The sequence below is a fragment of the Aeribacillus sp. FSL K6-2848 genome (assembly GCF_038004325.1).
GTDB lineage: Bacteria > Bacillota > Bacilli > Bacillales > Aeribacillaceae > Aeribacillus > Aeribacillus composti.
The window spans coordinates 3,161,699-3,187,263 of the sequence record NZ_JBBOQQ010000001.1 but is presented as its reverse complement, the minus strand read 5'-3'; the positions used below and the strand labels follow the sequence as shown (position 1 = coordinate 3,187,263).

The 25,565-nt window shown below is 38.6% G+C and carries 22 protein-coding genes and 2 other annotated features (1 of these 24 cut by a window edge); of the genes, 21 read left to right on the top strand and 1 reads right to left on the bottom strand.

Annotated features, from left to right (window positions below; all coding sequences use genetic code 11):
• Positions 1 to 29 precede the first annotated feature (29 nt).
• The 21 genes from pyk to coaW all read left to right on the top strand — a co-directional run bounded on the left by pyk (position 30) and on the right by coaW (position 25,102).
• Complete coding sequence (gene pyk / locus NSS70_RS15390) at positions 30 to 1,790, top strand: pyruvate kinase (RefSeq protein ID WP_340881898.1); 1,761 nt, start codon at positions 30 to 32, stop codon at positions 1,788 to 1,790.
• A 136-nt stretch (positions 1,791 to 1,926) separates the two neighbouring features.
• On the top strand, positions 1,927 to 2,316 hold the full coding sequence (locus NSS70_RS15385) for an FxsA family protein (RefSeq protein ID WP_340881896.1): 390 nt from the start codon (positions 1,927 to 1,929) through the stop codon (positions 2,314 to 2,316).
• A gap of 300 nt (positions 2,317 to 2,616) precedes the next feature.
• On the top strand, positions 2,617 to 3,735 hold the full coding sequence (citZ, locus tag NSS70_RS15380; protein WP_340881894.1) for a citrate synthase: 1,119 nt from the start codon (positions 2,617 to 2,619) through the stop codon (positions 3,733 to 3,735).
• 96 nt (positions 3,736 to 3,831) lie between these two features.
• A complete protein-coding gene (gene icd, locus NSS70_RS15375; protein WP_066247811.1) occupies positions 3,832 to 5,103 on the top strand; it encodes an NADP-dependent isocitrate dehydrogenase in 1,272 nt (423 codons plus the stop codon).
• 95 nt (positions 5,104 to 5,198) lie between these two features.
• Positions 5,199 to 6,137, top strand: coding sequence for a malate dehydrogenase (gene mdh / locus NSS70_RS15370; protein ID WP_063387488.1), 939 nt, complete (start codon positions 5,199 to 5,201; stop codon positions 6,135 to 6,137).
• Positions 6,138 to 6,381: 244 nt separating this feature from the next.
• Positions 6,382 to 7,104, top strand: a complete 723-nt coding sequence (locus NSS70_RS15365) for a response regulator transcription factor (protein WP_340881892.1) — start codon at positions 6,382 to 6,384, stop codon at positions 7,102 to 7,104.
• Positions 7,097 to 8,857 (top strand): two-component system histidine kinase PnpS, encoded by a 1,761-nt coding sequence (gene pnpS, locus NSS70_RS15360; RefSeq protein ID WP_066247809.1) that lies wholly within the window; start codon positions 7,097 to 7,099, stop codon positions 8,855 to 8,857. Before NSS70_RS15365 ends, pnpS begins: the two co-directional genes overlap by 8 nt.
• Positions 8,858 to 9,061: 204 nt before the next feature.
• On the top strand, positions 9,062 to 10,072 hold the full coding sequence (hflK, locus tag NSS70_RS15355; RefSeq protein WP_066247808.1) for an FtsH protease activity modulator HflK: 1,011 nt from the start codon (positions 9,062 to 9,064) through the stop codon (positions 10,070 to 10,072).
• Entirely contained in the window at positions 10,059 to 10,973 is a 915-nt protein-coding gene (gene hflC, locus NSS70_RS15350; RefSeq protein WP_340881889.1) for a protease modulator HflC, read from the top strand. The genes hflK and hflC overlap by 14 nt, the downstream gene beginning before the upstream one ends.
• Positions 10,974 to 11,062: 89 nt before the next feature.
• Positions 11,063 to 13,693, top strand: a complete 2,631-nt coding sequence (gene polA / locus NSS70_RS15345) for a DNA polymerase I (protein WP_340881886.1) — start codon at positions 11,063 to 11,065, stop codon at positions 13,691 to 13,693.
• Positions 13,694 to 13,756: 63 nt separating this feature from the next.
• Positions 13,757 to 14,581, top strand: a complete 825-nt coding sequence (gene mutM / locus NSS70_RS15340; RefSeq protein WP_130156137.1) for a DNA-formamidopyrimidine glycosylase — start codon at positions 13,757 to 13,759, stop codon at positions 14,579 to 14,581.
• Positions 14,582 to 14,599: 18 nt separating this feature from the next.
• A complete protein-coding gene (gene ytaF / locus NSS70_RS15335) occupies positions 14,600 to 15,319 on the top strand; it encodes a sporulation membrane protein YtaF (RefSeq protein WP_261308730.1) in 720 nt (239 codons plus the stop codon).
• A gap of 20 nt (positions 15,320 to 15,339) precedes the next feature.
• Positions 15,340 to 15,939, top strand: coding sequence for a dephospho-CoA kinase (gene coaE / locus NSS70_RS15330; RefSeq protein WP_339210197.1), 600 nt, complete (start codon positions 15,340 to 15,342; stop codon positions 15,937 to 15,939).
• A gap of 152 nt (positions 15,940 to 16,091) precedes the next feature.
• A complete protein-coding gene (locus NSS70_RS15325) occupies positions 16,092 to 17,117 on the top strand; it encodes a glyceraldehyde-3-phosphate dehydrogenase (protein ID WP_063387490.1) in 1,026 nt (341 codons plus the stop codon).
• A 261-nt stretch (positions 17,118 to 17,378) separates the two neighbouring features.
• Positions 17,379 to 17,759, top strand: a complete 381-nt coding sequence (gene speD / locus NSS70_RS15320; protein WP_063387410.1) for an adenosylmethionine decarboxylase — start codon at positions 17,379 to 17,381, stop codon at positions 17,757 to 17,759.
• Between the two features lie 430 nt (positions 17,760 to 18,189).
• Positions 18,190 to 18,651, top strand: coding sequence for a transcriptional regulator NrdR (gene nrdR, locus NSS70_RS15315; RefSeq protein WP_063387411.1), 462 nt, complete (start codon positions 18,190 to 18,192; stop codon positions 18,649 to 18,651).
• A gap of 45 nt (positions 18,652 to 18,696) precedes the next feature.
• On the top strand, positions 18,697 to 20,091 hold the full coding sequence (locus NSS70_RS15310; RefSeq protein ID WP_327862619.1) for a replication initiation and membrane attachment family protein: 1,395 nt from the start codon (positions 18,697 to 18,699) through the stop codon (positions 20,089 to 20,091).
• 18 nt (positions 20,092 to 20,109) lie between these two features.
• Positions 20,110 to 21,045: a primosomal protein DnaI gene (dnaI, locus tag NSS70_RS15305; RefSeq protein WP_327862620.1), complete on the top strand. Its 936-nt coding sequence runs from the start codon at positions 20,110 to 20,112 to the stop codon at positions 21,043 to 21,045.
• An 86-nt stretch (positions 21,046 to 21,131) separates the two neighbouring features.
• Positions 21,132 to 21,959, top strand: coding sequence for a putative sporulation protein YtxC (ytxC, locus tag NSS70_RS15300; protein ID WP_063387414.1), 828 nt, complete (start codon positions 21,132 to 21,134; stop codon positions 21,957 to 21,959).
• A 68-nt stretch (positions 21,960 to 22,027) separates the two neighbouring features.
• Positions 22,028 to 22,260: a binding site (T-box leader), on the top strand.
• Between the two features lie 50 nt (positions 22,261 to 22,310).
• On the top strand, positions 22,311 to 24,242 hold the full coding sequence (gene thrS / locus NSS70_RS15295; protein WP_340881883.1) for a threonine--tRNA ligase: 1,932 nt from the start codon (positions 22,311 to 22,313) through the stop codon (positions 24,240 to 24,242).
• A 56-nt stretch (positions 24,243 to 24,298) separates the two neighbouring features.
• Positions 24,299 to 25,102: a type II pantothenate kinase gene (coaW, locus tag NSS70_RS15290; RefSeq protein ID WP_339197016.1), complete on the top strand. Its 804-nt coding sequence runs from the start codon at positions 24,299 to 24,301 to the stop codon at positions 25,100 to 25,102.
• Between the two features lie 20 nt (positions 25,103 to 25,122).
• Here the strand turns inward: coaW and NSS70_RS15285 are convergent, their stop codons facing one another.
• Positions 25,123 to 25,302, bottom strand: a complete 180-nt coding sequence (locus NSS70_RS15285) for an H-type small acid-soluble spore protein (RefSeq protein WP_063387416.1) — start codon at positions 25,300 to 25,302, stop codon at positions 25,123 to 25,125.
• Positions 25,303 to 25,476: 174 nt separating this feature from the next.
• Positions 25,477 to 25,565, top strand: a sequence feature (ribosomal protein L20 leader region) (it continues 42 nt past the right edge of the window).

Here is a 25,565-nt window from a genome sequence, read left to right as displayed (position 1 = left end):
TTCATAATGTTTAGGAGGTATGCCAATTTATGCGAAAAACGAAAATTGTTTGTACAATAGGTCCTGCAAGCGAGAGCATCGAAATGTTGGAAAAACTAATAAAAGCCGGCATGAATGTGGCTCGGCTCAATTTTTCGCATGGAAATCATGAGGAGCATAAAGCGAGAATTCAAAACATTCGGGAGGCAGCGAAGCGTTTGGGCAAAAGTGTTGCAATATTATTGGACACAAAAGGCCCTGAGATTCGAACGCATACAATGGAAAACGGGGAGATACAATTAGAAGCAGGATCCCGCCTTCTTATTTCAATGGAAGAGGTTGTCGGCACGAAAGAAAAAATTTCGGTTACATATAAAGGATTAATAAATGATGTTTCCGTTGGTTCTAAAATATTGCTTGATGACGGATTAATTGGATTAGAAGTTACAAAGATTGATAAAGAAAAACAGGAAATTGAAACGAAGGTATTAAACAGCGGAATTTTGAAAAATAAAAAAGGAGTCAATGTTCCTGGAGTTAGTGTCAATCTTCCTGGAATTACGGAGAAAGATGCAAAAGATATTTTGTTTGGCATTGAGCAGGGAGTCGATTTTATCGCTGCATCATTTGTTCGCCGCGCTTCCGACGTATTGGAAATTCGTCAACTGCTGGAGGAACACCAAGCTGACGATATTCAAATTATCCCGAAAATAGAAAATCAAGAAGGCGTTGACAATATTGATCAAATTTTGGAAGTTTCCGACGGGCTAATGGTTGCTCGAGGAGATTTAGGAGTGGAAATTCCCGCTGAAGATGTTCCGCTTGTCCAAAAGGAACTGATTCGCAAATGCAATCAATTAGGAAAACCTGTTATCACTGCTACTCAAATGCTTGATTCGATGCAGCGAAACCCAAGACCTACCCGTGCGGAAGCCAGCGATGTAGCAAACGCTATTTTTGATGGAACCGATGCAATTATGCTTTCAGGCGAGACAGCTGCCGGTTTATATCCGGTAGAAGCAGTGGAGACGATGCATAAAATTGCTTCCCGCGTTGAACAAGCTTTAGATTATCGCCAAGCCTTAACGAAACATACGAAAGTTGCTGATTCAACGATCACAAATGCAATTGGACAATCAGTAGCTTATACGGCGATAAATTTGGACGTTTCGGCCATTATCACGCCAACAGTCAGCGGCTATACGGCCAAAATGATTTCGAAATATCGGCCAAAAGCGCCGATTATTGCAGTAACATCCAGCAGTAAAGTATGCCGTAAGCTTGCCCTTGTATGGGGTGTGCATCCAACAATAGGACAAATTGCTACAACAACAGATGAAATGCTTGACATAGCTGTGCGTGAATCTATAAACACTGGAATTATTACACATGGAGATCGAGTGATTATTACAGCCGGAGTACCTGTTGGAGAAACAGGTTCCACAAATCTGATGAAAGTCCATGTTGTTGGCGATGTTTTAGGAAAAGGTCAAGGGATTGGACGAGCATCGGCATTTGGAAAGGTTATCGTTGCAAAGAATAGTAAAGAAGCTGTTGAGAAAATGGTGAAAGGTTCAATTCTCGTTACGAATGGGACCGACATAGACATGATGGAAGCGATTGAAAAAGCAGCTGCACTTGTTACGGAAGAAGGCGGCTTAACGTGCCATGCGGCCGTAGTCGGTTTGAGCCTTGGCATTCCAGTCATTGTCGGGGTAGAAAATGCAACAAAAATTTTGAAGGATGGTATGGAAGTCACTGTGGATGCAATCCAAGGGATGATTTATAAAGGACATGCGAGCGTTCTATAATTTTGATTGAAAGGAGAAGGATTTCAGTTCCTTCTCTTTTTTTGTATAGTAAAGATTAAGAAACGAGTATTTTACATCTCTCTTTTGTATAGTAAAGAGTAGGGAACGGGTATTTTATATATGGAGGAGATAGCATATGCGAACATTATTGATTTTTTTTATTGTTGCACCGGCTTGTGAAATAGGGGTTTTGCTTTTATCTGGAAAGACGATCGGGGTGCTTCCGACTGTGCTATTGATTATCTTAACAGGCTTTGTTGGGGCTTATTTGGCGAAAAGACAAGGAATTCAGGCAGTGCGAAATCTTCAAAAGGAAATTCAATATGGGCGCATTCCAAGCAATGCCATTTTGGATGCAATGGCTATTTTTGTCGGAGGAATCATGCTATTGACGCCGGGATTTATTTCGGATATCGTCGGTTTGTTTCTTTTATTTCCAATCACAAGAAATTGGATAAAGCCTTTTCTTATTCAATTCATAAAAAAATGGATTGATAAACATACGATCCATATTATTCGGCCATAATTCAATAAAAGATTTATTATGCTGAAATAAGTAATTCTTATTCAATTCTATAAGATTTTTTTATTAAAAAAAAGAATTCCGTAAAAAATATCTTATTTATCTGATTCACAAAAGTCTGATAATTGTTTATAATAGAGGTGTATTTTTTAATTCATATGTTTGGTGATCATTTCACTGATAAAAAATATTTCACAAAAGAAATGAAAGCATTTTCTTTTTGTGAAAAAATGAAAGTTTTATGAATTTCGTTTATTTCTATTTGAATTGCAGTTGAAAATTTTATGTAAAGGGGAGATAGCCATGACAGCAACGCGTGGACTAGAAGGCGTGGTAGCCACAACTTCATCAATAAGTTCTATTATTGATGATACATTGACATATGTTGGTTACAATATTGACGATTTAGCTCAAAACGCAAGCTTTGAAGAAGTTGTTTACCTGCTTTGGCATCGAAAGCTTCCGAATAAGGAGCAATTAGAGGAATTAAGAAAGCAGCTTGCTGAGAATGCGTCGATACCGAATGAAATATTAGAACATTTTAAAACTTATCCGATTGATAAAGTACATCCGATGGCAGCTTTGAGAACAGCTGTATCTTTGCTTGGATTGTATGACGAAGAAGCGGACAACATGTCTGATGAGGCAAATTATCGAAAAGCAATTCGATTGCAGGCGAAAATTTCTACAATTGTCGCTGCTTTTGCCCGCATCCGCAAAGGATTGGAGCCTGTTCAACCGAGAACAGATTTAGTCTTTGCCGCTAATTTCTTATATATGTTAAAAGGTGAAGAACCTGATCAAACTTCCATTGAAGCCTTCAACAAAGCGCTCGTCCTTCATGCAGACCATGAATTGAATGCTTCGACATTTACTGCAAGAGTATGTGTGGCAACGCTTTCGGACATTTATTCCGGAATTACTGCGGCAATTGGAGCATTGAAAGGACCGTTGCATGGCGGTGCGAACGAACGCGTTATGCGAATGTTAACAGAAATTGGTGAACCTGAAAATGTAGAATCTTACATTCGCGAAAAATTAGCAAACAAAGAAAAAATTATGGGATTTGGTCATCGAGTTTATCGCAAAGGGGATCCTCGTGCCAAACATTTAAAAGAAATGTCCCGCAGACTAACAGAAATCACCGGTGAAACGAAATGGTATGAAATGTCAACTAAAATTGAGGAAATCGTAACATCTGAAAAATCTTTACCGCCGAATGTTGATTTTTATTCAGCGTCTGTATACCATTGCTTAGGTATTGATCATGATTTATTTACGCCGATTTTTGCAATAAGCCGCACATCTGGATGGTTAGCCCATATTTTAGAGCAATATGAAAACAATCGATTGATTCGTCCTCGTGCGGAATATACAGGACCAGAAAAACAAGTATTTATCCCTATCGAAAAGCGCAGCTAACAGGTAAAATAGAAAAGGGATTCCTTTTTCTTCCCTGTTAAGCATGGCCATGCTTTTATACACAAATAGAGAATACATATTTAGGAGGTAATGATTGTGGCAGAAGGTCAAAAAATTACAATGACAAATGGTACTTTAAACGTTCCAAATGATCCTATAATTCCGTTTATTGAAGGAGACGGCACTGGTCCTGATATTTGGAGAGCTGCGTCAAAAGTGCTGGAAGCAGCTGTAGAAAAAGCATACAATGGCGAAAAGAAAATCGTTTGGAAAGAAGTGCTTGCTGGTGAAAAAGCTTTTAAAGAGACTGGGGAATGGCTTCCTCAAGAAACGCTTGATGTTATACGCGAGTATATGATTGCGATCAAAGGTCCGTTAACAACTCCTGTAGGTGGAGGAATCCGTTCTTTAAACGTTGCTCTTCGCCAAGAGCTGGATTTATTTGTGTGCTTAAGACCTGTCCGTTATTTCAATGGAGTTCCTTCCCCTGTAAAACGTCCTCAAGATACAGACATGGTAATTTTCCGTGAAAATACCGAAGACATCTATGCCGGCATAGAGTATGCAAAAGGGACAGAAGAAGTAAAAAAAGTCATTGAATTTTTACAAAAAGAGCTGGGAGTAAACAAAATCCGTTTCCCTGAAACGTCTGGAATCGGCATTAAGCCTATTTCTGAAGAAGGAACGAAACGGCTTGTCCGGGCGGCCATTAACTATGCAATTGAACACGGAAGAAAATCTGTCACCCTTGTTCATAAAGGGAACATTATGAAATTTACAGAAGGTGCGTTTAAAAATTGGGGATATGAATTGGCTGAGCAAGAGTTTGGCGATAAAGTATTCACATGGGCTGAGTATGACCGCATTGTTGAAAAAGAAGGAAAAGAAGCGGCTAACAAAGCGCAAGAAGAAGCAGAAAAAGCTGGAAAAATTATTATTAAAGATGCAATTGCAGATATTTTCCTACAGCAAATTCTTACTCGTCCGCGCGAGTTTGATGTAGTAGCAACGATGAATTTAAATGGAGACTACATTTCGGATGCTTTGGCTGCACAAGTAGGTGGAATCGGTATTGCTCCAGGAGCAAACATTAACTACGAGACAGGGCATGCGATTTTTGAAGCAACACACGGTACAGCACCAAAATACGCCGGACTTGATAAAGTGAATCCATCTTCCGTAATTCTTTCTGGAGTGCTTATGCTCGAACATTTAGGCTGGAAAGAAGCAGCTGATTTAATCATTCAAGCAATGGAAAAAACGATCGCTTCAAAAGTTGTCACCTATGACTTTGCACGCCTCATGGACGGAGCTACGGAAGTAAAATGCTCTGAATTCGGCAATGAATTGATTAAAAACATGGGTTAAACAAAGAACTGAGAGCTGCTTCTTTACGAAGTAGCTCTCCATTTAGATTCATTTTTGAAAAATCACTTACATAAAAGAGAGGATGGATGCTTGAAATGGCGATTAAAAGAAAGAAAATTTCTGTCATTGGTGCTGGATTTACTGGTGCGACAACAGCTTTTTTGCTAGCAAAAAAAGAGCTGGGAGATGTTGTGCTCGTTGACATTCCGCAAGCAGAGAATCCGACAAAAGGGAAAGCGTTAGACATGCTTGAATCAAGCCCTGTTCTTGGATTTGATGCGAACATTATCGGAACATCAAACTATGAGGAAACGGCTGATTCCGATATTGTTGTGATCACGGCAGGAATTGCAAGAAAACCTGGAATGAGTCGAGACGATTTAGTGCAGACCAACCAAAAAGTAATGAAAAGCGTCACAAAAGAAGTTGTAAAATATTCCCCAAATTCCATTATCATTGTGCTGACAAATCCGGTTGATGCAATGACTTACACTGTTTATAAAGAATCCGGATTTCCAAAACACCGCGTCATCGGTCAATCTGGAGTTTTAGATACCGCAAGATTCCGCACATTTGTTGCTCAAGAATTGAATTTATCAGTCAAAGACATTACAGGATTTGTGTTAGGCGGCCACGGAGATGATATGGTGCCATTAGTTCGCTATTCATACGCAGGGGGCATTCCGTTAGAAAAATTAATTCCGAAAGAGCGCTTGGATGCGATTGTTGAAAGAACTAGAAAAGGCGGGGGAGAAATTGTTAACCTGCTTGGAAACGGAAGCGCATACTACGCACCAGCCGCATCTCTTGTAGAAATGGTGGAAGCGATTGTTAAAGATCAGCGCCGCGTATTGCCTGCCATTGCATATTTAGAAGGAGAATACGGTTTTGAAGGTATTTATTTAGGCGTTCCAACAATTCTTGGAGGCAATGGCTTAGAGCAAATTATTGAGCTTGAACTGACGGATGAAGAAAAAGCAGCTTTGGAAAAATCTGCGGAATCTGTAAGAAATGTTATGAAAGCATTAATATAGTGCATGATAGAAAAAGGAGGACATGTTATGTTCCTCCTTTTTCTTATAAAAGAAAAAAGAGAGTTTGCACAGAAAATTCGTCCGCTTTTTCAATTTTCCGCTTCAAAACCGCTCCATCATGTTTCTATCGATTCTTTAAAATCTTCTGAAAGCAGCTTTTCTTGTATTGGTTCTTTCTGCTTCGTGGACTATAATAATAATAAAGAATAATAAGAACAGTAGGAGAAAATTATTGGAGGATTTTATGAGTAAAAAAATATTAGTAGTGGATGATGAACAATCGATTGTCACTCTTCTTCAGTATAATCTTGAACAAGCAGGCTATGAAGTCATTACTGCTCAGGATGGAAGCGAAGGATTTGAAAAAGCAATTACAGATGCACCGGATTTAATTGTGCTTGATTTAATGCTCCCGAGTATAGATGGTATGGAAATTTGTAAACAGCTTAGACAGCGCAAAGTGATGACGCCCATTTTAATGCTTACGGCAAAAGATGATGAATTTGATAAGGTGCTTGGGCTTGAGCTAGGGGCGGACGATTACTTGACAAAACCGTTCAGTCCAAGAGAAATTATCGCTCGGGTAAAAGCAATCCTGCGGCGTGTCAGATCAGAAGATGCTCACATGCATGTAAAAAAAGAAGCGGAAGAAAACAACATTATTATCGGTGATTTAAAAATTATGCCTGAACGATATGAAGCTTATTTTGAACAAGAAAGACTTGACTTTACACCGAAAGAGTTTGAACTGCTTCTTTATCTTGCAAAACATAAAGGCCGAGTTTTGACAAGGGATCAGTTATTAAGCGCTGTTTGGAATTATGATTTTGCCGGTGATACAAGAATAGTGGATGTTCATATCAGCCATTTAAGAGAAAAAATTGAACGGAATACGAAAAAGCCTGAATATATTAAAACGATCAGAGGTCTAGGCTACAAACTGGAGGATCCAAAGCTAAATGAGTAAGTTCCGTTCAAAACTGCTTCTTGCGTTTACAGCATTAATTATTACTGTTCTGCTTGGTTTTGGATTTATTTTAGGACAATTATTTCAATCGTTTTACTTCATCAATTATGAGAAGCAATTTAAAAAAGAAGCCGAGTTGATCAAGCTGGTCATTGAGAATGAAAAGATCGGTTCTACCGAAATGAAGCATAAAATGGAGGAAATGAGCGAAAAGTTAAACTCACTCCTTCTTTTTATGGATATGGACGGAAACATCGTTTTTAAAACAGGTCCTAGCTTTCATCAAAGCGACGAAAGATTATCAGAACTGATCTTGACCAACCACCGAAATGCAAAGGAAGGATTTCGCCTAGATCTCGATCAAGCTGATTTGTTATTTTACGGTATTCCCATCTTTCAACAAGATGAACGAAAGGGATTTTTAGTTTTCGGGACTTCCATCAAATATTTCGAAGCGATGAATAAAGAAATTTGGTTTTTCATTATAGGGAGTCTTATTGCGGCATTAACGATCATTTTAATTTTTGGCACCCGCATTATGAAGCAATATACGAAACCGATCGAATCGGCGACAGAAGTGGCGATGGAGCTTGCAAAAGGAAATTACAAAGCGAGAACATATGAAAATTCATCAGGCGACGAAACGAGTATGTTGAGCAAATCCATCAACATTTTGGCACGCAACCTTCAAGACATGACAAGAACCCAGGAATTGCACCAGGAAAGGCTGCAAACATTGATTGAAAACATGGGAAGCGGTCTTCTTTTCATTGATGAACGTGGCTATATTAGCCTGATGAATAAAGCCTTTAAAGAAATTTTTCAAATTAATCAAGAGGATTATTTATATAAATCTTACCAAGAAGCGATCGCATATAAAGAAATTATTCAAATGGTCGAAGAAATTTTTTTGACGGAATCAAATATAAGAAAGCATATTATGCTTCCTGTTAACATCGAAAGAAAGCATTTTGAAGTTTACGGTGCTCCGATCATTGGAAAAAGCGAAGTATGGAAAGGCGTCGTTCTTGTTTTTCACGATATTACCGAATTGAAAAAGCTTGAACAAATACGAAAAGATTTTGTAGCAAATGTATCTCATGAATTAAAAACACCGATCACCTCCATCAAAGGGTTTTCTGAAACATTGCTGGATGGCGCCATGAAAGATGAACAAACATTGCATTTTTTTTTATCCATCATTTTAAAAGAAAGCGAACGAATGCAATCTTTAATTCAAGATTTATTAGATTTATCAAAAATCGAGCAGCAGGGCTTTCAGCTGGAGCTTAGAAAATGCAATGTAAACGAGTTTTTAAAAGAAATTCATCATTTGCTAGATAGAAAAGCGAAAGAAAAAAATATTGATTTTATATTGGATGTTCCAGACGAGCCTGTTTTTATTGAAGGCGATCCTCATCGGCTGAAGCAAATTTTTATAAACTTAGCCAGCAACGGAATTATGTATACGCCAGCTGGCGGAAAAGTGACCCTTTCTGTTAAGGCTGGACATGATGAAGTAGCCATTTCTGTTCAAGACACCGGAATTGGAATTAGAGAAGAGGAAATTCCTAGAATTTTTGAGCGTTTTTATAGAGTTGATAAAGCTAGAAGCAGAAACTCAGGTGGAACTGGTTTAGGGCTTGCGATCGTAAAACATTTAGTAGAAGCCCACCAAGCAAATTTGACAGTCAAAAGCACCGTTGGTGTTGGAACGACTTTTACTGTGACTTTTCAAAGATACAATGAATAGTTTAACATAAGATTTACATCCAATTTATGCTAAGTTAACATTTGATTGTTAAAATGGCATTCGAAAACCCCTTCATCCAAGGAGCCCATTTGCAGATGGAAACAATTACGTTTCCGTCTTTTTTTTATGGCTGCGTTTTTTAAATGAAACAAAATCGTACTTTTTTCGTATGAAATAATAAATAGAGAGAGATGGGGGGATATAATGGTAAGCATAAGAAGATTATTAACAATTATTGGATTTATTTTTCTGATCAGCATTCTCGGTCTTGCTGCGATTACTTCCTGGTATACTGTAGACGAGTCGGAACAAGCGGTTATTACTACATTTGGAAAAGTGGAAGAGGGTATAACTGAGCCTGGGCTTCATTTTAAATGGCCATGGCCGATTCAATCGGTAAAAAAACTATCCAAAGAAACATTCAGTTTACAATTTGGATATAAAGAGAAAGATGGAAAAGTTGAGTCTTTTCCAAAGGAAACAAAAATGATTACAGGCGATGAAAACATTGTGTTAGCAGATATGGTCGTTCAATGGAAAATAACGAATCCGGCAAAATATTTGTTCAATGCTGAAAATCCAAAGGAAATTTTGCGGGATGCAACATCTGCTTCGTTAAGAAGCATTATTGGAAGCACAAAAATTGACAATGCTTTAACGAGCGGAAAAGTGGAAATTGAAGCTCAAGTGCAAGAATTATTAAGCTCGTTGATGAAAAAGTATGATATTGGCATTTCAATCATTGCGGTCAAATTGCAGGATGTTGATTTGCCGAACGAAGAAGTTCGAAAGGCGTTTACAAACGTTACGGATGCAAGAGAAATGATGAATACGAAAATAAACGAAGCCAATAAATATAGGAATAAACGAACAAAAGAGGCAGAAGGAGAGCGCGATGCAATCATCTCCAAAGCTGAAGGGGACAGAGCATCCAGGATTGAACAAGCGAAAGGGGAAGTCGCACTATTTAATTCTTTATACAATGAATACAAAAATTCAAAAGAAATCACAGAAAAACGTCTAATTTTAGAAACGATAGACAGCGTGCTGCCAAATGCGCAAATTTACATTATGAAGGATGATGGAAATACAATGAAGTATTTTCCTGTTCAGCCTATGCAGCAAGTGCTGCCTAATGATCAGCAAAGTCAGCAAAAAGCTGATCAATCGAGCGAGAACACGCAAAAAAGAGGTGAAAACAATGGACAAGAATGAAAAGAAAATTAATTTTGAATGGAAGAAATACATACGCCTAGGGTCTGTTATAGCCGGTTTATTTGCGTGTTTGCTACTATTATTCAGCAACGTTTTTGTTGTGAAAGAAAATGAATATAAAGTCGTTCGCCAATTTGGCGAAGTTGTAAAAATTATAGAGAAGCCCGGCCTCCATTTAAAAATTCCTTTCATACAAACAGTTGAAAGTCTTCCAAAGCATCAATTAACGTATGATGTGGAGGAAGCGGAAATCAATACAAAGGATAAAAAACGAATATTAATTGACAACTATGCGGTTTGGAGAATCGAAGATCCGAAAGAAATGATCGCCAATGCAAGAACAGTTGTCAATGTAGAGGCAAAAATGTCGGAATTTATCTTTTCCACTGTGAGATCGGAGCTTGGAAAACTGAATTATGATGAAATTATTAATGATGAAAAGTCTTCCCGCGGGAGCCTTAATGACAAAATCACAAATATTGTTAATAACCTGCTTGAACAAAATCATTTCGGCATTAAGGTGGTTGATGTAAGAATTAAACGGACGGATTTGCCGGAAGCAAATGAAAAATCGGTATTTACTAGGATGATATCAGAGCGGGAATCAAAAGCCCAAGAATATTTATCGATGGGGGATGCAGAAAAAAATCGAATTGTTGCTGAAACGGACAGACAAGTAAAAGAAATGCTGGCAAAAGCTGAAGCTCAAGCTGAAACCATCCGCGGTCATGGAGAGGCGGAGGCGGCGAAGCTCTATAACCAGGCTTATTCAAAAGATCCTAAATTTTATGAATTATATAGAACACTTCAATCCTACAAGAAAACAATCGACGGTGAAACAGTCATCGTTCTCCCGTTCGATTCTCCATACGCCAAAATATTAATGGGAGAAACAGAATAAAATCGATAAGCCATGTTTTTTCTTCTGCTGAAAGTAATGGTAGAATAGAAGGAAGGCATGGCTTTTTTAGTTGAAGGAGGCTAGTAGTAGTGACAAAGAAGCTAGTTTTAATTGATGGAAACAGTATTGCTTACAGAGCGTTTTTCGCTTTGCCGCTTTTAAATAATGATAAGGGGATTTATACGAATGCAATTTACGGCTTTACAAATATGCTGTTAAAAGTACTGGAGGAAGAAAAACCGACACATATTCTTGTTGCATTTGATGCAGGGAAAACAACGTTCCGGCATAAAACTTTTAAAGAATATAAAGGAACTCGGCAAAAAACCCCGCCTGAATTGTCGGAGCAGCTACCATTTATACGGGATTTGCTTGATGCCTACAAAATTACAACATATGAACTCGAAAATTATGAGGCTGATGATATTATTGGAACAGTTGCGAGACAAGCTGAGAAGCAAGATTTTGAAGTGAAAATTATTTCCGGAGATAAGGATTTAACACAGCTGGCAACTGAAAAAACGACCGTTTCCATCACGAAAAAAGGAATTACAGATGTTGAACCGCACACGCCTGAATCGATTCAAGAGAAGTATGGGCTAAGCCCGGCACAAATTATTGATTTGAAAGGATTGATGGGCGATCAATCAGATAATATCCCAGGTGTGCCCGGCGTTGGAGAGAAAACCGCGATTAAATTGCTGAAACAGTTTGAGACAGTCGAAAATATTTTAAATTCGATTGAAGAAGTAAATGGAAAAAAATTAAAGGAAAACTTACAAAACTATAAAGAGCAAGCATTAATGAGCAAACAGCTTGCGACAATTCATTGTGAAGCTCCTGTCGAAATAAAAATTCAAGACCTTGAGTATAAAGGCTATGACAAAGAAAAAGTAGTGAAAATTTTTAAGGAACTAGGCTTCCAATCGCTCCTAGACAAAATGGGAGAGCATGAGAATGAAGAAGCGGATGAAATGCCGACGATTAAGTTCGAAAAAGTTGAAAAGCTGTCAGACAAGGTTTTATCAGAGAAGGCAGCTCTTTTAGTGGAAATCATTGATGAAAATTATCATACTGGAGAAATCATCGGGTTTTCTATCGCAAACGAAAATGGATGTTTTTATATTCCAGCCGAAATTGCGCTACATTCAAAAGAGTTCATAGAATGGGTGAAGGATGAAACAAAGCGGAAAGTGGTGTATGATGCGAAAAAATCAATTGTGGCGCTGCGCTGGCGAAACATTGATTTAGCAGGTATTGAGTTTGATGTTCTCATTGCCTCATACATTTTAAACCCGTCTGAATCGATTGACGACATAGCCGAGCTTGCAAAGGCAAAAAATAAACATTTAGTTCAAAAGGATGAAGTGATTTACGGAAAAGGCGCTAAACGTCATATCCCTGATGAAGACATTTTAGGCGAACATCTTGCCAGAAAAGCGTTAGCCATTTATGAGCTGGAAGAATTATTAATACAAGAATTAGAAGAAAATGAACAATTTCATTTATTCAGCGAATTGGAGCTTCCGCTGTCAGCCATTTTATCTGACATGGAAACAACAGGAGTAAAGATAGACGTCAACCGTCTGAAAGAAATGGGAAAAGAGCTTGATGAACAGCTGAAGCAATTAGAAAAGGATATTCATCGTCTAGCTGGAGTGTCATTTAACATTAATTCTCCGAAGCAGCTTGGGCCGATTTTATTTGAAAAGCTCAATCTACCGGTTTTGAAAAAGACCAAAACGGGGTATTCGACCTCTGCGGACGTTTTAGAAAAATTGAGAGGACAACACGAAATTGTGGAGAAAATTTTGCATTACCGGCAGCTCGGAAAGCTTCAATCGACGTATATTGAAGGGTTGCTGAAGGTTGTCCATCGTGATACGCATAAAATCCACACCCGATTTAATCAAGCATTAACGCAAACCGGAAGATTAAGCTCCACAGACCCGAATTTGCAAAACATTCCAATTCGCCTTGAGGAAGGCCGCAAAATTCGTCAAGCATTTATCCCTTCTGAAAAAGATTGGGTCATTTTTGCAGCGGACTATTCCCAGATTGAACTGCGAGTGCTTGCGCATATATCTGGAGATGAAAAATTGATTGAAGCGTTTCAACAAGATCTTGATATTCATACAAAAACGGCGATCGATGTGTTCCATGTCGAAGAAGATAAAGTGACCTCCAACATGAGAAGACAGGCAAAAGCAGTTAATTTCGGGATTGTTTACGGAATCAGCGATTACGGATTGTCGCAAAACTTAGGAATTACCCGAAAAGAAGCTGGTGAATTTATTAAAAAATATTTTGAAATTTATAAAGGTGTTAAAGAATATATGGATGGCATAATCCAAGAGGCGAAGCAAAAAGGCTATGTAACGACACTAATGCAGCGTCGGAGATATATTCCGGAAATTACGAGCAGAAATTTCAATATCAGAAGTTTTGCCGAGCGAACAGCCATGAATACTCCGATTCAAGGAAGTGCAGCGGATATTATCAAAAAAGCGATGATCGATATGGCGCAAGAAATTGAAAAACGAAATTTGCAAACGAGGCTGCTGCTTCAAGTTCATGACGAATTGGTGTTTGAAGCGCCAAAGGATGAAATTGAAATTTTAGAAAAGCTTGTTCCGGAAGTAATGGAAAATGCCATTCAGCTAAAAGTGCCGTTAAAGGTTGATTATTCTTACGGTTCTACGTGGTATGAAGCGAAATAATTTGAAAAAGGCGGAAAGGGAAGCTCCCCCGCCTTTTTCGAGTGGAGATAAGGGGTGAACATAATGCCTGAGCTTCCTGAAGTAGAAACGATTCGAAAAACATTAAGGGAGCTTGTCATAGGAAAAGTCATCGATGAAGTTATCGTATCATGGCCGAAAATCATCAAACGTCCCGAAGACGCAGAGCAGTTTTGCCGCGTTTTGAGAGGGGAAACAATCAATGAAATCGGAAGAAGAGGGAAATTTTTAAAATTTTATTTAGATCGATATGTTCTTGTATCACATTTACGAATGGAAGGAAGATATGGACTGTATCCAAAAATAAAGCCCATTGAACCTCACACACATGTCATTTTTCGCTTTCAAGATGAAACGGAATTAAGATATCGGGATGTTCGCAAATTTGGCACTATGCATCTGTATCAAAAGGGCGAGGAGGAGAAGCATCCTCCTTTGTCCCAGTTAGGGATGGAGCCTTTTTCGGAACAATTTACTGCTGAAAGACTTATGAGCAAGCTTCAGTCTACCTCTAGAAACATCAAGACGGTTTTGCTTGACCAAAAAATAGTGGCGGGATTAGGAAACATTTACGTTGATGAAGTATTGTTTCGATCAGGCATTCATCCGGAGCGGCTGGCAAAAGATTTGACAGCGGAAAAAGTGAAAATATTGCATCGGGAAATTATTCAAACGCTGAAGGAAGCAGTTGAAAAAGGAGGAAGTACTGTCCGATCCTACGTCAATTCACAAGGGCAAATCGGGATGTTTCAACTGGACTTATTTGTCTATGCAAGAGAAAAAGAACAATGTAAAATTTGCGGAAGCCCTATCCAAAAAATAAAAATTGGGGGAAGAGGCACACATTTTTGTTCATCTTGCCAAGTGTAGAAAGATTTATGCCACCTTCTGAAGCGAACACATTTTAGGCGGTTTTCATATTACTATGTTAGCAATAAAAGGAAAGAAGGGGCATTTGATAAAATGACGGAAATCGGATCGGTTTTAATATTGGCGTTGGCAGTCAGTCTTGATAGTTTTTCTGTTGGCTTAGCGTTCGGTTTGCGTAAAGTAAAAATTCCAATTAAATCGATTATCACTATTTCATGCTGTTCGGCGATTGTGTTGCTCGCTGCGATGATGGCCGGACAAATAGCTCAAAGTGTTCTTCCTCCCTATTTTACGGATAGGCTTGGCGGAGCTATTTTTATTTTGCTTGGCATGTTTGTGTTATATTCCTTTTTCCGCAACAATGAATCAGAGGATGAGAAAGATGAGGAAAAGAGTGAAAAAACGATTTTAAATATGGAATTAAAATCGTTAGGCATTGTCATTCATATATTGAAAAAGCCTGCTGCAGTTGATATGGATCGATCTGGCGAGATTACAGGCGTGGAAGCTTTGCTGCTTGGGATCGCTCTTTCGCTCGATTCATTCGGAGCAGGAATCGGTGCGGCTTTAGCAGGGTATGAACCTTTTTTAACAGCTATTTTCGTCACTTGTATGAGCACGATGTTTGTTTATATTGGAATGAAATCCGGCCGATTTGCTTCATCCTATTCGTTTTTTGAAAAGTTTTCATTTATCCCGGGTTTATTATTAATAATGATCGGTGTTTGGGCCATGTAAGGATAAAGGAGAATGATGATATGACAATGATTATTGGATTAACTGGAGGCATAGCAAGCGGAAAAAGCACTGTGTCTGAAATGCTTAAAAAAAGAGGCATTCCAGTTATTGACGCAGATCTAATTGCAAGAGAAGTGGTAGAAGTCGGCAAAAAAGCATATACAGAGATCGTAAATGCTTTCGGAAAGGAAATATTAAACGAAGACTTAACGATCAACCGAGCTCGATTAGGCTACATTGTATTTCAAAACGAAGATAAGCGGGAGAAGCTAAACAGTATTGTACATCCTGAGGTCAGGCTGGAAATGAAAAGGCGACAGGAACAATTGATCTCAGAAGGTGCGAAAGCAGTAGTTCTTGATATTCCCCTTCTATTTGAAAGCAATTTGAAGCATTTAGTGGATAAAGTGATTGTTGTTTATACGGGAGAAAAAAATCAACTGGAACGATTAATGAAAAGGAATAATTTTTCGAAGAAAGAAGCTTTATCACGCATCAATGCACAAATGCCTTTGAAAGAAAAAGTAAAATTTGCCGATGCAGTGATCAACAATGATGGAACATTAGAAGAAACGGAACAGCAATTGGAAAACATTCTCATGAATTGGGGAATTGGTTAATCCGCTCGCAAATAGAGCGGTTTTTTTATTTTTAGTATATATTTTTTTAAGAAACGATTAAAATAATTGTTTCGTTATTTTATAAATATGATATACTAATTAACAGAATAGGAGATAAAAAGTGTAACATAATGCCGGAAGGGGATATTCACATGAGTGCTAAGGTTGCCATTAACGGTTTCGGCCGAATTGGCCGAATGGTATTCAGAAAAGCAATTTTAGAAGGAGATTTGAATATCGTAGCAATCAATGCAAGCTATCCAGCAGAAACATTGGCTCATTTAATTAAATACGATACAAACCATGGGAAATTTGAAGGAGAAGTCATTCCAAAAGAAGATCATTTAATTGTAAATGGCCATAAAGTGCTTCTTTTGAACAATCGAAATCCTATTGAACTTCCCTGGAAAGATCTAGATGTGGACATAGTGATTGAAGCGACAGGAAAATTCAACTCCCGTGAAAAAGCGATGATGCATGTTGAGGCAGGGGCGAAGAAAGTTATTTTAACAGCACCTGGAAAAAATGAAGATGTAACGATTGTTATCGGTGTAAACGAAGAACAATATGATCCTGACAACCATGTCATTATTTCGAATGCTTCTTGCACAACAAACTGTCTAGCGCCTGTTGCAAAAGTTCTTGATGAACAGTTTGGCATTGAATATGGTTTAATGACTACTGTCCACGCATATACGAACGATCAAAGAAATATTGATAATCCGCATAAAGATTTAAGAAGAGCGCGAGCGTGCGCCCAATCAATCATTCCGACAACTACCGGTGCAGCAAAAGCGATCGGTTTAGTTTTACCGCAATTAAAAGGAAAATTGCACGGTCTTGCATTAAGAGTGCCTACACCAAACGTCTCCCTCGTAGACTTTGTTGTAGATCTAAAACGCGATGTGACCGTTGAAGAGGTAAATGAAGCGTTTATCCAAGCTTCTCAAGGAAAGCTGAAGGGGATATTAGATTTTTCTTCAGAACCGCTCGTATCGGTTGACTACAACACAAACCCGCACTCTGCTATTGTCGACGGTTTAACGACAATGGTTATGGGAACAAGAAAGGTAAAAGTGCTTGCATGGTATGATAATGAATGGGGCTACTCTTGCCGCGTTGTGGATTTAGCAAAACTTGTAGCAAGCAAATTGAATAAATTGGCCGCAGCTGTATAAAATGATGGGAGGGTTGATCTTTACAAAGATTGACCCTCTTCTTCTTTTTGTTTGGATACTTTTTTCAGCGCAAAATTTTTGACAAAGTATGTTGCAAAAACAAATCAAACCATATATACTATTTTTCGTGAACTTCTTAAACGCAAGGTAATGTGGCTACTTAAAGGGTTAGGACCTCTTTGGACTAACTTTCCCCCGTGGTAGTTAAACATACCAGAGTGCGAAGAATTCATAAAAATTTATAAAGGGGGATCCATGGCTATGGAAACAATGGGACGTCACGTTATCTCTGAGCTGTGGGGATGCGACTTTGATAAGTTGAATGACTTGGAATTTATTGAAAAAACGTTTGTAAATGCAGCATTAAAATCAGGTGCTGAAATCCGGGAGGTTGCGTTTCATAAGTTTGCGCCTCAGGGTGTAAGCGGAGTTGTGATCATTTCAGAGTCACACCTAACAATTCATAGTTTTCCAGAGCATGGATATGCTAGCATTGATGTGTACACTTGCGGTGATTTAAATCCAAATATTGCAGCGGATTACATTTCTGAAGCTTTAGGTGCTCAAACGCGCGAAAATATTGAAATTCCTCGCGGTATGGGTCCTGTTCAAATCAAACAGGGTCAAGCAAAAGCACTTTAAAGTGAAAACAGAATAAAATTTGAATGGAAATGCAAAGAGGTGTCAGCTTTTTACTGCACCTCTTTTTATATTATAATAAAGAATAATATTTCATATTGAATGGTATTTAGAGGCATCTTATTTGTGGCTTCAAAGGACCGAGTTATTCTACCCCCTGCAAAGCCGTTATGAAAAAGAGGCTTTGATGTTTTTAAAATCATTCATTGTAGTGATGTAAAAATAAAAAAGCTTTTATTGGCATGGCTGCCATCACTGTTTGGCGGTTCGAACATCATTTGATTGGACCGGACTGACAGAAATCCATTTCATTCAGTCGAATTATCTATAACAAAAATACAAGAGCTTGAAAGTTTCTTGTCTGATCCAATGCTATTTAATAAGATGTAGGTAGAGCTTTTTTGATTTAGTTAAAAAGATTGGAGCTGGTGATATGAAATGCCCTTCCTGCCACCATTTTGGAACACGTGTTTTAGATTCGCGTCCAGTCGATGAAGGGAGATCAATTCGGAGGCGAAGGGAATGTGAGGAATGTCAATATCGGTTCACAACGTTTGAAAAAGTGGAAGAAATTCCGCTCATCGTTGTGAAAAAGGAAGGAACACGTGAAGAGTTCAGCAGGGAAAAAGTTTTGCGCGGGATGATTAAAGCTTGTGAGAAAAGACCGGTTTCTTTAAAAAAATTGGAAGATGCTGCGCATGATATTGAAAAAGAACTAAGAAATCTAGGTACATCGGAAATATCAAGCGAAACGATCGGCGAAATGGTGATGGACAGACTAGCCGAAATTGATGAAGTCGCATACGTTCGATTTGCTTCTGTTTACAGGCAATTTAAAGATATAAATGTCTTTATTGAGGAATTGAAAGAACTGATCAAAAAAGAACGTTCATAAAGAGCTGCGAGATTATGACATGCTATTTGGGAAGGTTTTGAAAAAATGATTGGACATCATCACTGGAAAGAGCTGCTGCCTGTTGATCGCTACGTTGTGAAATGTACGAGCAGTTTGATTCATGAATTTGACCGAAAAGTTCTTACATTACTGTACCAGCCCTTAATCGGGCCAAGAACGTTAAACTTATACATGACGCTTTGGAGCGAGCTTGAACAAAACCGTCTTTGGGGGACGGAATCGACCCACCATTTTTTAATGGCTGTTACTCAATCCCCATTAAATGAAATTTATCATGACCGTTTGAAATTAGAAGGAATAGGTCTTTTAAAAACATACCTTGTCGATGAAAGCGAACCGAAAAAATATATTTATGAACTTCAACGACCTCTTTCCCCCAAACAATTTTTTTATGATGGAATGTTGAACATATATTTATATAACAGAGTTGGAAAAACGGTGTACCAAAGATTGAAAAGCTATTTTTCCGATAAATCGGTTGATAGCAACGCCAAAGATGTGACAAGATCATTTCATGAAGTATACCAATCGATCCACCCATCTGAGCTTTCAGCCAATATTGCAATGGAACCTGAGGAAAACGATCAGGAGCTTTTTGATCATGCGCCTGGAGAACCGATTTCGATTCAAAACCAGTCCTTTGATTTTCAATTGTTTTATGCCGGTTTATCAGAGCATATTGTGCCCAAAAAAGCGATCACGCCTGCGGTTAAGGAAGCTGTTGAGAAATTAGCATATGTTTATGGAATTGATCCAATTGAAATGAAAAATCTGGTCATCCGTTCTTTGGATCATGATGAGCAAATTAATTTAGACGAGCTGCGAAAATGGGCGAGGGATTGGTATAAGCTGAATCACGGCAACCGTCTTCCAGAGCTTGTTGATAGGCTTCAGCCTTTGAATCAGCGGGTGAAAGACGAAGAAATTGAACAGTCAAAAGATAAGGAATTAATTCGACAGCTTGAATCCATCTCTCCAAGACAGTTTCTAAAAGATATTTCAGGCGGTATTGAACCGTCCGCAGCGGATTTGAAAATTATTGAAGATGTCATGTTTCAGCAAAAGCTGCTTCCCGGAGTTGTCAACGTTTTAATTTATTATGTCCTGCTAAAAACAAATATGAAATTGTCAAGAGCGTATGTTGAGAAAATTGCCAGCCACTGGGCTCGATTAGGAATTAAAACTGTGAAGGATGCAGTGGATGTGGCGAAAAAAGAACATAAGAAATATTTAACTTGGGCGGAAACAAAGGATAAGAAGACTGACAGCAAAAAAATCGTTCGAAAAGAAAAACTCCCTTCATGGCTTTTGGAAAACGAAAATCAACAGGTAGAAAACATCGATCCGGAAGCGTTTGAAAAAGAAAAACAAAAGCTGCAGGAGCGGATTAAAAAATATAAAAATAAACAGAAGGACTAGGCGAAAGGAGGGAGGAAGATGGAATCCCTGCAAAATCATTTAAAACAATTCATGAACAGCAAAGGGTTTCGGGAAACGTATTTGAACTTGAAACAGCAAATAAAATCGGACAAAGATGTCAGGTTATTTTTAGAAAAGCATAAAGATCAAATCGATGAAAATATGATTGACCGCAGTTTAGGCAAACTGTATGAATTTGTAACGCAGAGCAAGTTTTGCCGTGAATGTCGAAATTTAGATGAGTGCAAAAATATTTTAAAAGGATATCACCCTACATTAATTATTGAAAGAAAAACAATCGACCTGAAATATGATAAATGCCCGAGAAAAGAAGCATATGATGCTCGAAAAAAACAAGAATCGCTCATTAAATGCATGTATGTACCAAAGGAAATCCTCAATGCACACCTTGAGGATATTGATTTAAACGAACCGAACCGTCTGAAGGCAGTGTCTCTCGTGCAAGATTTTGTTGAGCAATACGGTCAAAATGATCGGTTAAAAGGATTGTATTTATACGGTTCTTTCGGCGTGGGAAAGACATTTATTCTTGGAGCGATCGCGAATGAGCTGGCGGAAAAAGGCGTTCCTTCCATGCTTGTATATGTTCCGGAGTTTGTCAGGGAGTTAAAAAGCGCTCTTCAAGATCATTCACTGAATGAAAAGATTGATGCGGTTAAAAAAATTCCGGTATTAATGCTTGATGATATTGGTGCTGAATCGATGTCGAGCTGGATGAGAGACGACATTTTAGGTTCGATTCTCCAATTCCGCATGCTTGAAAATTTACCGACCTTTTTTACATCCAACTTTAATTTTAGCGAATTGGAACACCACCTGACTTATTCACAAAAAGGCGAAATAGAACAGTTAAAGGCAAAAAGAATTATGGAAAGGATTCGTTTTTTGGCCATTCCCGTGGAATTGAAAGGAAAAAATCGCAGACAAGAATAGCCGCTGGACAGCAAACACTTCTAAATAATGCCATCCCCCCATATATATAGAAACAGGACTTGCTATATAAAGGGGGGGATCTTTTTTTGCTGGAAATAACTTTTCAAACGGAAAAAGAAGCTTCTTATCTGCATCAATTGCTTAATACAGAGAAGGAAAACTTTGATTTCCAAGCAGCCTTGCTGAACGGCACAGTATTAACATGTGAAACAGATGATTGGGAAACATTTATATCTGATGTGCTCGTACCATCATTTGTTGACTTTTTTCTAAATGTGAAAGAGCCCCGTCTCCTTCTTTTTATAATTGAAAAACAATTTTATTTTGAGGATGAAGATGAAAAACAGCAAATTTTACATATTGCTCAATCGATCTTGGAAGGAGAGCGGGCGGAAATTCCAATGATCAAACATTTTGAGCCGAGAGAAAACTTAATTATTTCTGCTTTAACGAATTTCCTTCGGCCAAACCAATCTTTTTCTATAGAATCATTTATTCAATTCCGCTTGTCTGATTATTTATCAAGACTTTCGGAATATGTCGGTCTCTCCATTGAAGAGTATAAAATGGAGCAGGAATACCAAAATTTTATTCAAAGCTTGCGGGAATATGTTCTCAATAAAAAACCGAAATTATCAACGATTCATATTTTGCATGATACTTCCTTTCAAGTGTTTAATGAAAAGTTCATCGAAATAAAAGAGCTGGAATTGAAAAAGTGGATTGATCGGGAATTTATTTATCGCCACCCGATGTATATTGATTCCCATTTGCTGGCCCCGCTTGTATCCATTGCTCCTTTAGAAATTTATATATACTCCGATCAACAGGAGGAAGCAATGATTCAAACGATCCAAAACATCTTTCAGGAACGGGTTCGATTTTTTTCAAGGGCTAGCTTTCAAAAACGATAAGTTTCTTTCAGTACTCCTTGATTTTTGGTGGCGAATCAGTCTATAATACGGTTGAAATCATTCATCACGAAAAGGTTATGATGAGGACACGGGAGTATTATCACAGTTCAAAGAGAGGGAAGGCACAGGCTGAAACCTTCCTAACTCGTGTAATGCTCTTACCACCTCTAAACTTCAGCTGTGAACGGCTTTTGCCAAGTAATAGCTGGCGGATTGTTCCGTTATCAAAATGAGCCGCTCAAAGTTTTGAGCGGGAACTAGGGTGGAACCACGGGTTTTACATACAACACTCGTCCCTTCTTTTAGGGACGGGTGTTTATTTTTGCAAGAAAAAACAAAGGAGGAAAGAAGATGAAAGAAGCCATTAAAATTACTTTTCCAGACGGTTCTGTAAAAGAATTTCCGTACGGAACAACAACGGAAGAAATCGCTGCATCCATCAGCCCTGGATTAAAGAAAAAAGCCATTGCAGGTAAAATAAATGGAAAGCTTATTGACTTAAAAACCCCGATTGAACAAGACGGCCAGATTGAAATTTTGACGCCTGATACAAAAGAAGCGTTAGAAATTTTACGACATAGTACAGCACATTTAATGGCGCAAGCGATTAAACGGCTTTACCCAAATGTAAAATTGGGAGTCGGGCCCGTCATTGAAAACGGTTTTTATTATGATATCGATATGGATGAAACGATCTCTCACGAGGATTTGCCTAAAATCGAAAAAGAAATGAAAAAAATTGTCGGCGAAAATTTGCCGGTTATTCGTAAAGAAGTAAGCCGCGATGAAGCAAAAAAAATGTATGAGGAAATCGGCGACCATTTAAAGCTTGAGCTTATCGATGATATTCCGGAAGGCGAAATCATTTCCATATATGAGCAAGGAGAATTTTTCGATCTATGCCGAGGAGTCCACGTTCCTTCTACCGGAAAAATAAAGGAATTTAAATTGCTCAGCGTAGCCGGCGCCTACTGGCGTGGAGACAGCAAAAACAAAATGCTTCAACGCATATACGGTACAGCATTTTTTACAAAAGAAGAGCTTAAAGAACATCTCCGCATGCTTGAAGAAGCAAAAGAGCGGGATCATCGCAAGCTTGGAAAAGAATTAAACCTGTTTACCACTTCTCAAAAGGTTGGACAAGGCTTGCCGCTTTGGCTGCCAAAAGGTGCAACTATCCGCCGGATTATCGAACGCTATATTGTTGATAAAGAAATTAAACTCGGATACCAGCATGTATACACACCTGTTCTCGGCAGCGTCGATCTTTATAAAGCTTCCGGCCATTGGGACCATTATCAAGATGATATGTTTCCGCCAATGAAGATGGATAACGAAGAGCTTGTATTGCGTCCGATGAATTGCCCGCATCATATGATGATTTACAAAAATGAAATTCACAGCTATCGGGAATTGCCGATCCGCATTGCAGAACTTGGAACAATGCACAGATACGAAATGTCAGGTGCATTGACAGGGCTGCAGCGTGTTCGCGGGATGACGTTGAACGATGCACATATTTTCGTTCGGCCGGATCAAATTAAAGACGAATTCATCCGAGTTGTCCGCCTTATTGAAGAGGTATACGAGGATTTTGGTATAAAAGATTATTCGTTCCGATTATCTTACCGCGATCCTGAGGATAAAGAAAAATATTATGATGATGATGAAATGTGGGAAAAAGCCCAGTCGATGCTGAAAGCCGCAATGGACGAACTCGGGCTGGATTATTATGAAGCGGAAGGTGAAGCGGCATTTTACGGACCGAAATTGGATGTACAAGTGCGGACGGCTTTAGGAAAAGATGAAACATTATCGACTGTTCAGCTAGATTTTCTCCTTCCGGAACGGCTTGATTTAACATATGTTGGCGAAGACGGCAAACATCATCGGCCAGTTGTTATTCACCGCGGAGTTGTTTCAACGATGGAACGGTTTGTTGCCTTCTTAATTGAGGAATTTAAAGGCGCCTTCCCAACTTGGCTTGCACCTGTGCAAGTGAAAGTCATCCCTGTTTCGCCGGAAGTGCATCTTGATTATGCCAAAACAGTAGAACAGCGTCTTCAGCAAGAAGGCTTGCGTGTTGAAGTCGATATTCGGGATGAAAAAATCGGCTATAAAATTCGTGAGGCACAAATGCAAAAAATCCCGTACATGGTCGTTGTCGGTGATCAAGAAGCAGAAAATGAGACGGTCAATGTCAGAAAGTATGGAGAACAAAAATCAGAATCCATGCCGCTGGAGACATTTGCTGTATCTGTTGGAAAAGAAGGGAGAAAATAAGGAAATCGGCGTTTGCTGATTTCCTTTTTTTTAAAGCATAAGCGAGGGGTGTACAGATGGAAATAGTAGGAATTGATGCAGGGGGAAGTTTATTAAAAATTGCTTATGTTGAACATGGACGATATCGGTATAAATGGTTTCCAATTGATGAAATGGATCAAGCTCTTTCTTGGATGAAGAGATTGAAGCCGGCTGCCCGCTATAGAATAACAGGAGGCAGAGCTGCAAAAGTAAAAGAAAAATTGACCGGCGCTGATGTGACCTTTATTCCAGAATTTGATTCAGTTTGTATAGGAACAAGAGAGCTTTTAGTAGAAGAAGGAAAGGAGCCAAAGAGCGATTTTTTAATCGTCAGCATCGGAACTGGAACATCTTTTTTCCTTATGAAGGGCGAGCGGTATGAGCGTTTGCTTGGAAGCGGTATCGGCGGCGGTGTTATTTCCGGTTTAAGCCGGCTCATTTTGCAGGAGAGCAATTTTTATCAAATCGTTGATTTGGCGAAAAAAGGTGATCGAAGCCATGTTGATTTGTTGGTAAAAGATTTGTATGGAGAAGAGGCTCCTCCAATTTTAGGAGATGTAACCGCTGCTAATTTTGGCAATCCGGATTTATCGAGAGCCCGGAAAAAAGATGCTTTTGCAACGTTATTTCAATTGATTGGTGAAACGATCGTTCTTTTGGCAAAGCAATGTGCCGAGCTTCATCAAGTGGACACGTGTGTCTATGTTGGAGCTGCAATTTCGCAAAACCCTCCTTTACAACAAATCATCCAAAGCTTTGATTCCATGACAGGTCTGCAAAGCATATTTTTATCAAACGGTTCTTTTACCGGAGCATTGGGAGCTATTTTATATCAATAATGTTTAAAACAATGGAGGAATTATTTTTCTTCAAGCTCAGAAATATCTACAACCGTACGTTCTTTAAACGGACCTCTTACATGAACGGTTGCTGTTTTTCCATCTTCATTTAGCTGATCAATCCAAACGGAAGCTCCGTTATAGAGAACTTCAATATCAGCGGGCGAGGATAAAATTTGTTTTACGCGGTTTGCATCCATTTCGATCACTCCAATAGTTATATGTTGATTATCATGTCCACTCCATTCCGATTTATGTATGTTCATTCAAATAGACTCTTGCATTTTCTGTTTGAATAGTTTAAAATGGTATCGTTTTTGAAGAAATGTTGTTTTGACAAAGCTGCTTTGCCATGGTAGAATATTATAGTCAAGGAGAACAAGCAGAAGCACCCGCTTCTCACCTGATTGACGCACATTGTTGCTGTTGACAGGTTTATACATTGGACAAAAAGTTCGTGTAT

Coding starts and splice junctions, on each gene's coding strand:
- pyk (WP_340881898.1), top strand. CDS start 30: ATGCGAAAAACGAAAATTGTTTGTACAATAGGTCCTGCAAGCGAGAGC.
- NSS70_RS15385 (WP_340881896.1), top strand. CDS start 1,927: ATGCGAACATTATTGATTTTTTTTATTGTTGCACCGGCTTGTGAAATA.
- citZ (WP_340881894.1), top strand. CDS start 2,617: ATGACAGCAACGCGTGGACTAGAAGGCGTGGTAGCCACAACTTCATCA.
- mdh (WP_063387488.1), top strand. CDS start 5,199: ATGGCGATTAAAAGAAAGAAAATTTCTGTCATTGGTGCTGGATTTACT.
- NSS70_RS15365 (WP_340881892.1), top strand. CDS start 6,382: ATGAGTAAAAAAATATTAGTAGTGGATGATGAACAATCGATTGTCACT.
- pnpS (WP_066247809.1), top strand. CDS start 7,097: ATGAGTAAGTTCCGTTCAAAACTGCTTCTTGCGTTTACAGCATTAATT.
- hflK (WP_066247808.1), top strand. CDS start 9,062: ATGGTAAGCATAAGAAGATTATTAACAATTATTGGATTTATTTTTCTG.
- hflC (WP_340881889.1), top strand. CDS start 10,059: ATGGACAAGAATGAAAAGAAAATTAATTTTGAATGGAAGAAATACATA.
- mutM (WP_130156137.1), top strand. CDS start 13,757: ATGCCTGAGCTTCCTGAAGTAGAAACGATTCGAAAAACATTAAGGGAG.
- coaE (WP_339210197.1), top strand. CDS start 15,340: ATGACAATGATTATTGGATTAACTGGAGGCATAGCAAGCGGAAAAAGC.
- NSS70_RS15325 (WP_063387490.1), top strand. CDS start 16,092: ATGAGTGCTAAGGTTGCCATTAACGGTTTCGGCCGAATTGGCCGAATG.
- speD (WP_063387410.1), top strand. CDS start 17,379: ATGGAAACAATGGGACGTCACGTTATCTCTGAGCTGTGGGGATGCGAC.
- nrdR (WP_063387411.1), top strand. CDS start 18,190: ATGAAATGCCCTTCCTGCCACCATTTTGGAACACGTGTTTTAGATTCG.
- NSS70_RS15310 (WP_327862619.1), top strand. CDS start 18,697: ATGATTGGACATCATCACTGGAAAGAGCTGCTGCCTGTTGATCGCTAC.
- dnaI (WP_327862620.1), top strand. CDS start 20,110: ATGGAATCCCTGCAAAATCATTTAAAACAATTCATGAACAGCAAAGGG.
- thrS (WP_340881883.1), top strand. CDS start 22,311: ATGAAAGAAGCCATTAAAATTACTTTTCCAGACGGTTCTGTAAAAGAA.
- coaW (WP_339197016.1), top strand. CDS start 24,299: ATGGAAATAGTAGGAATTGATGCAGGGGGAAGTTTATTAAAAATTGCT.
- NSS70_RS15285 (WP_063387416.1), bottom strand. CDS start 25,302: ATGGATGCAAACCGCGTAAAACAAATTTTATCCTCGCCCGCTGATATT.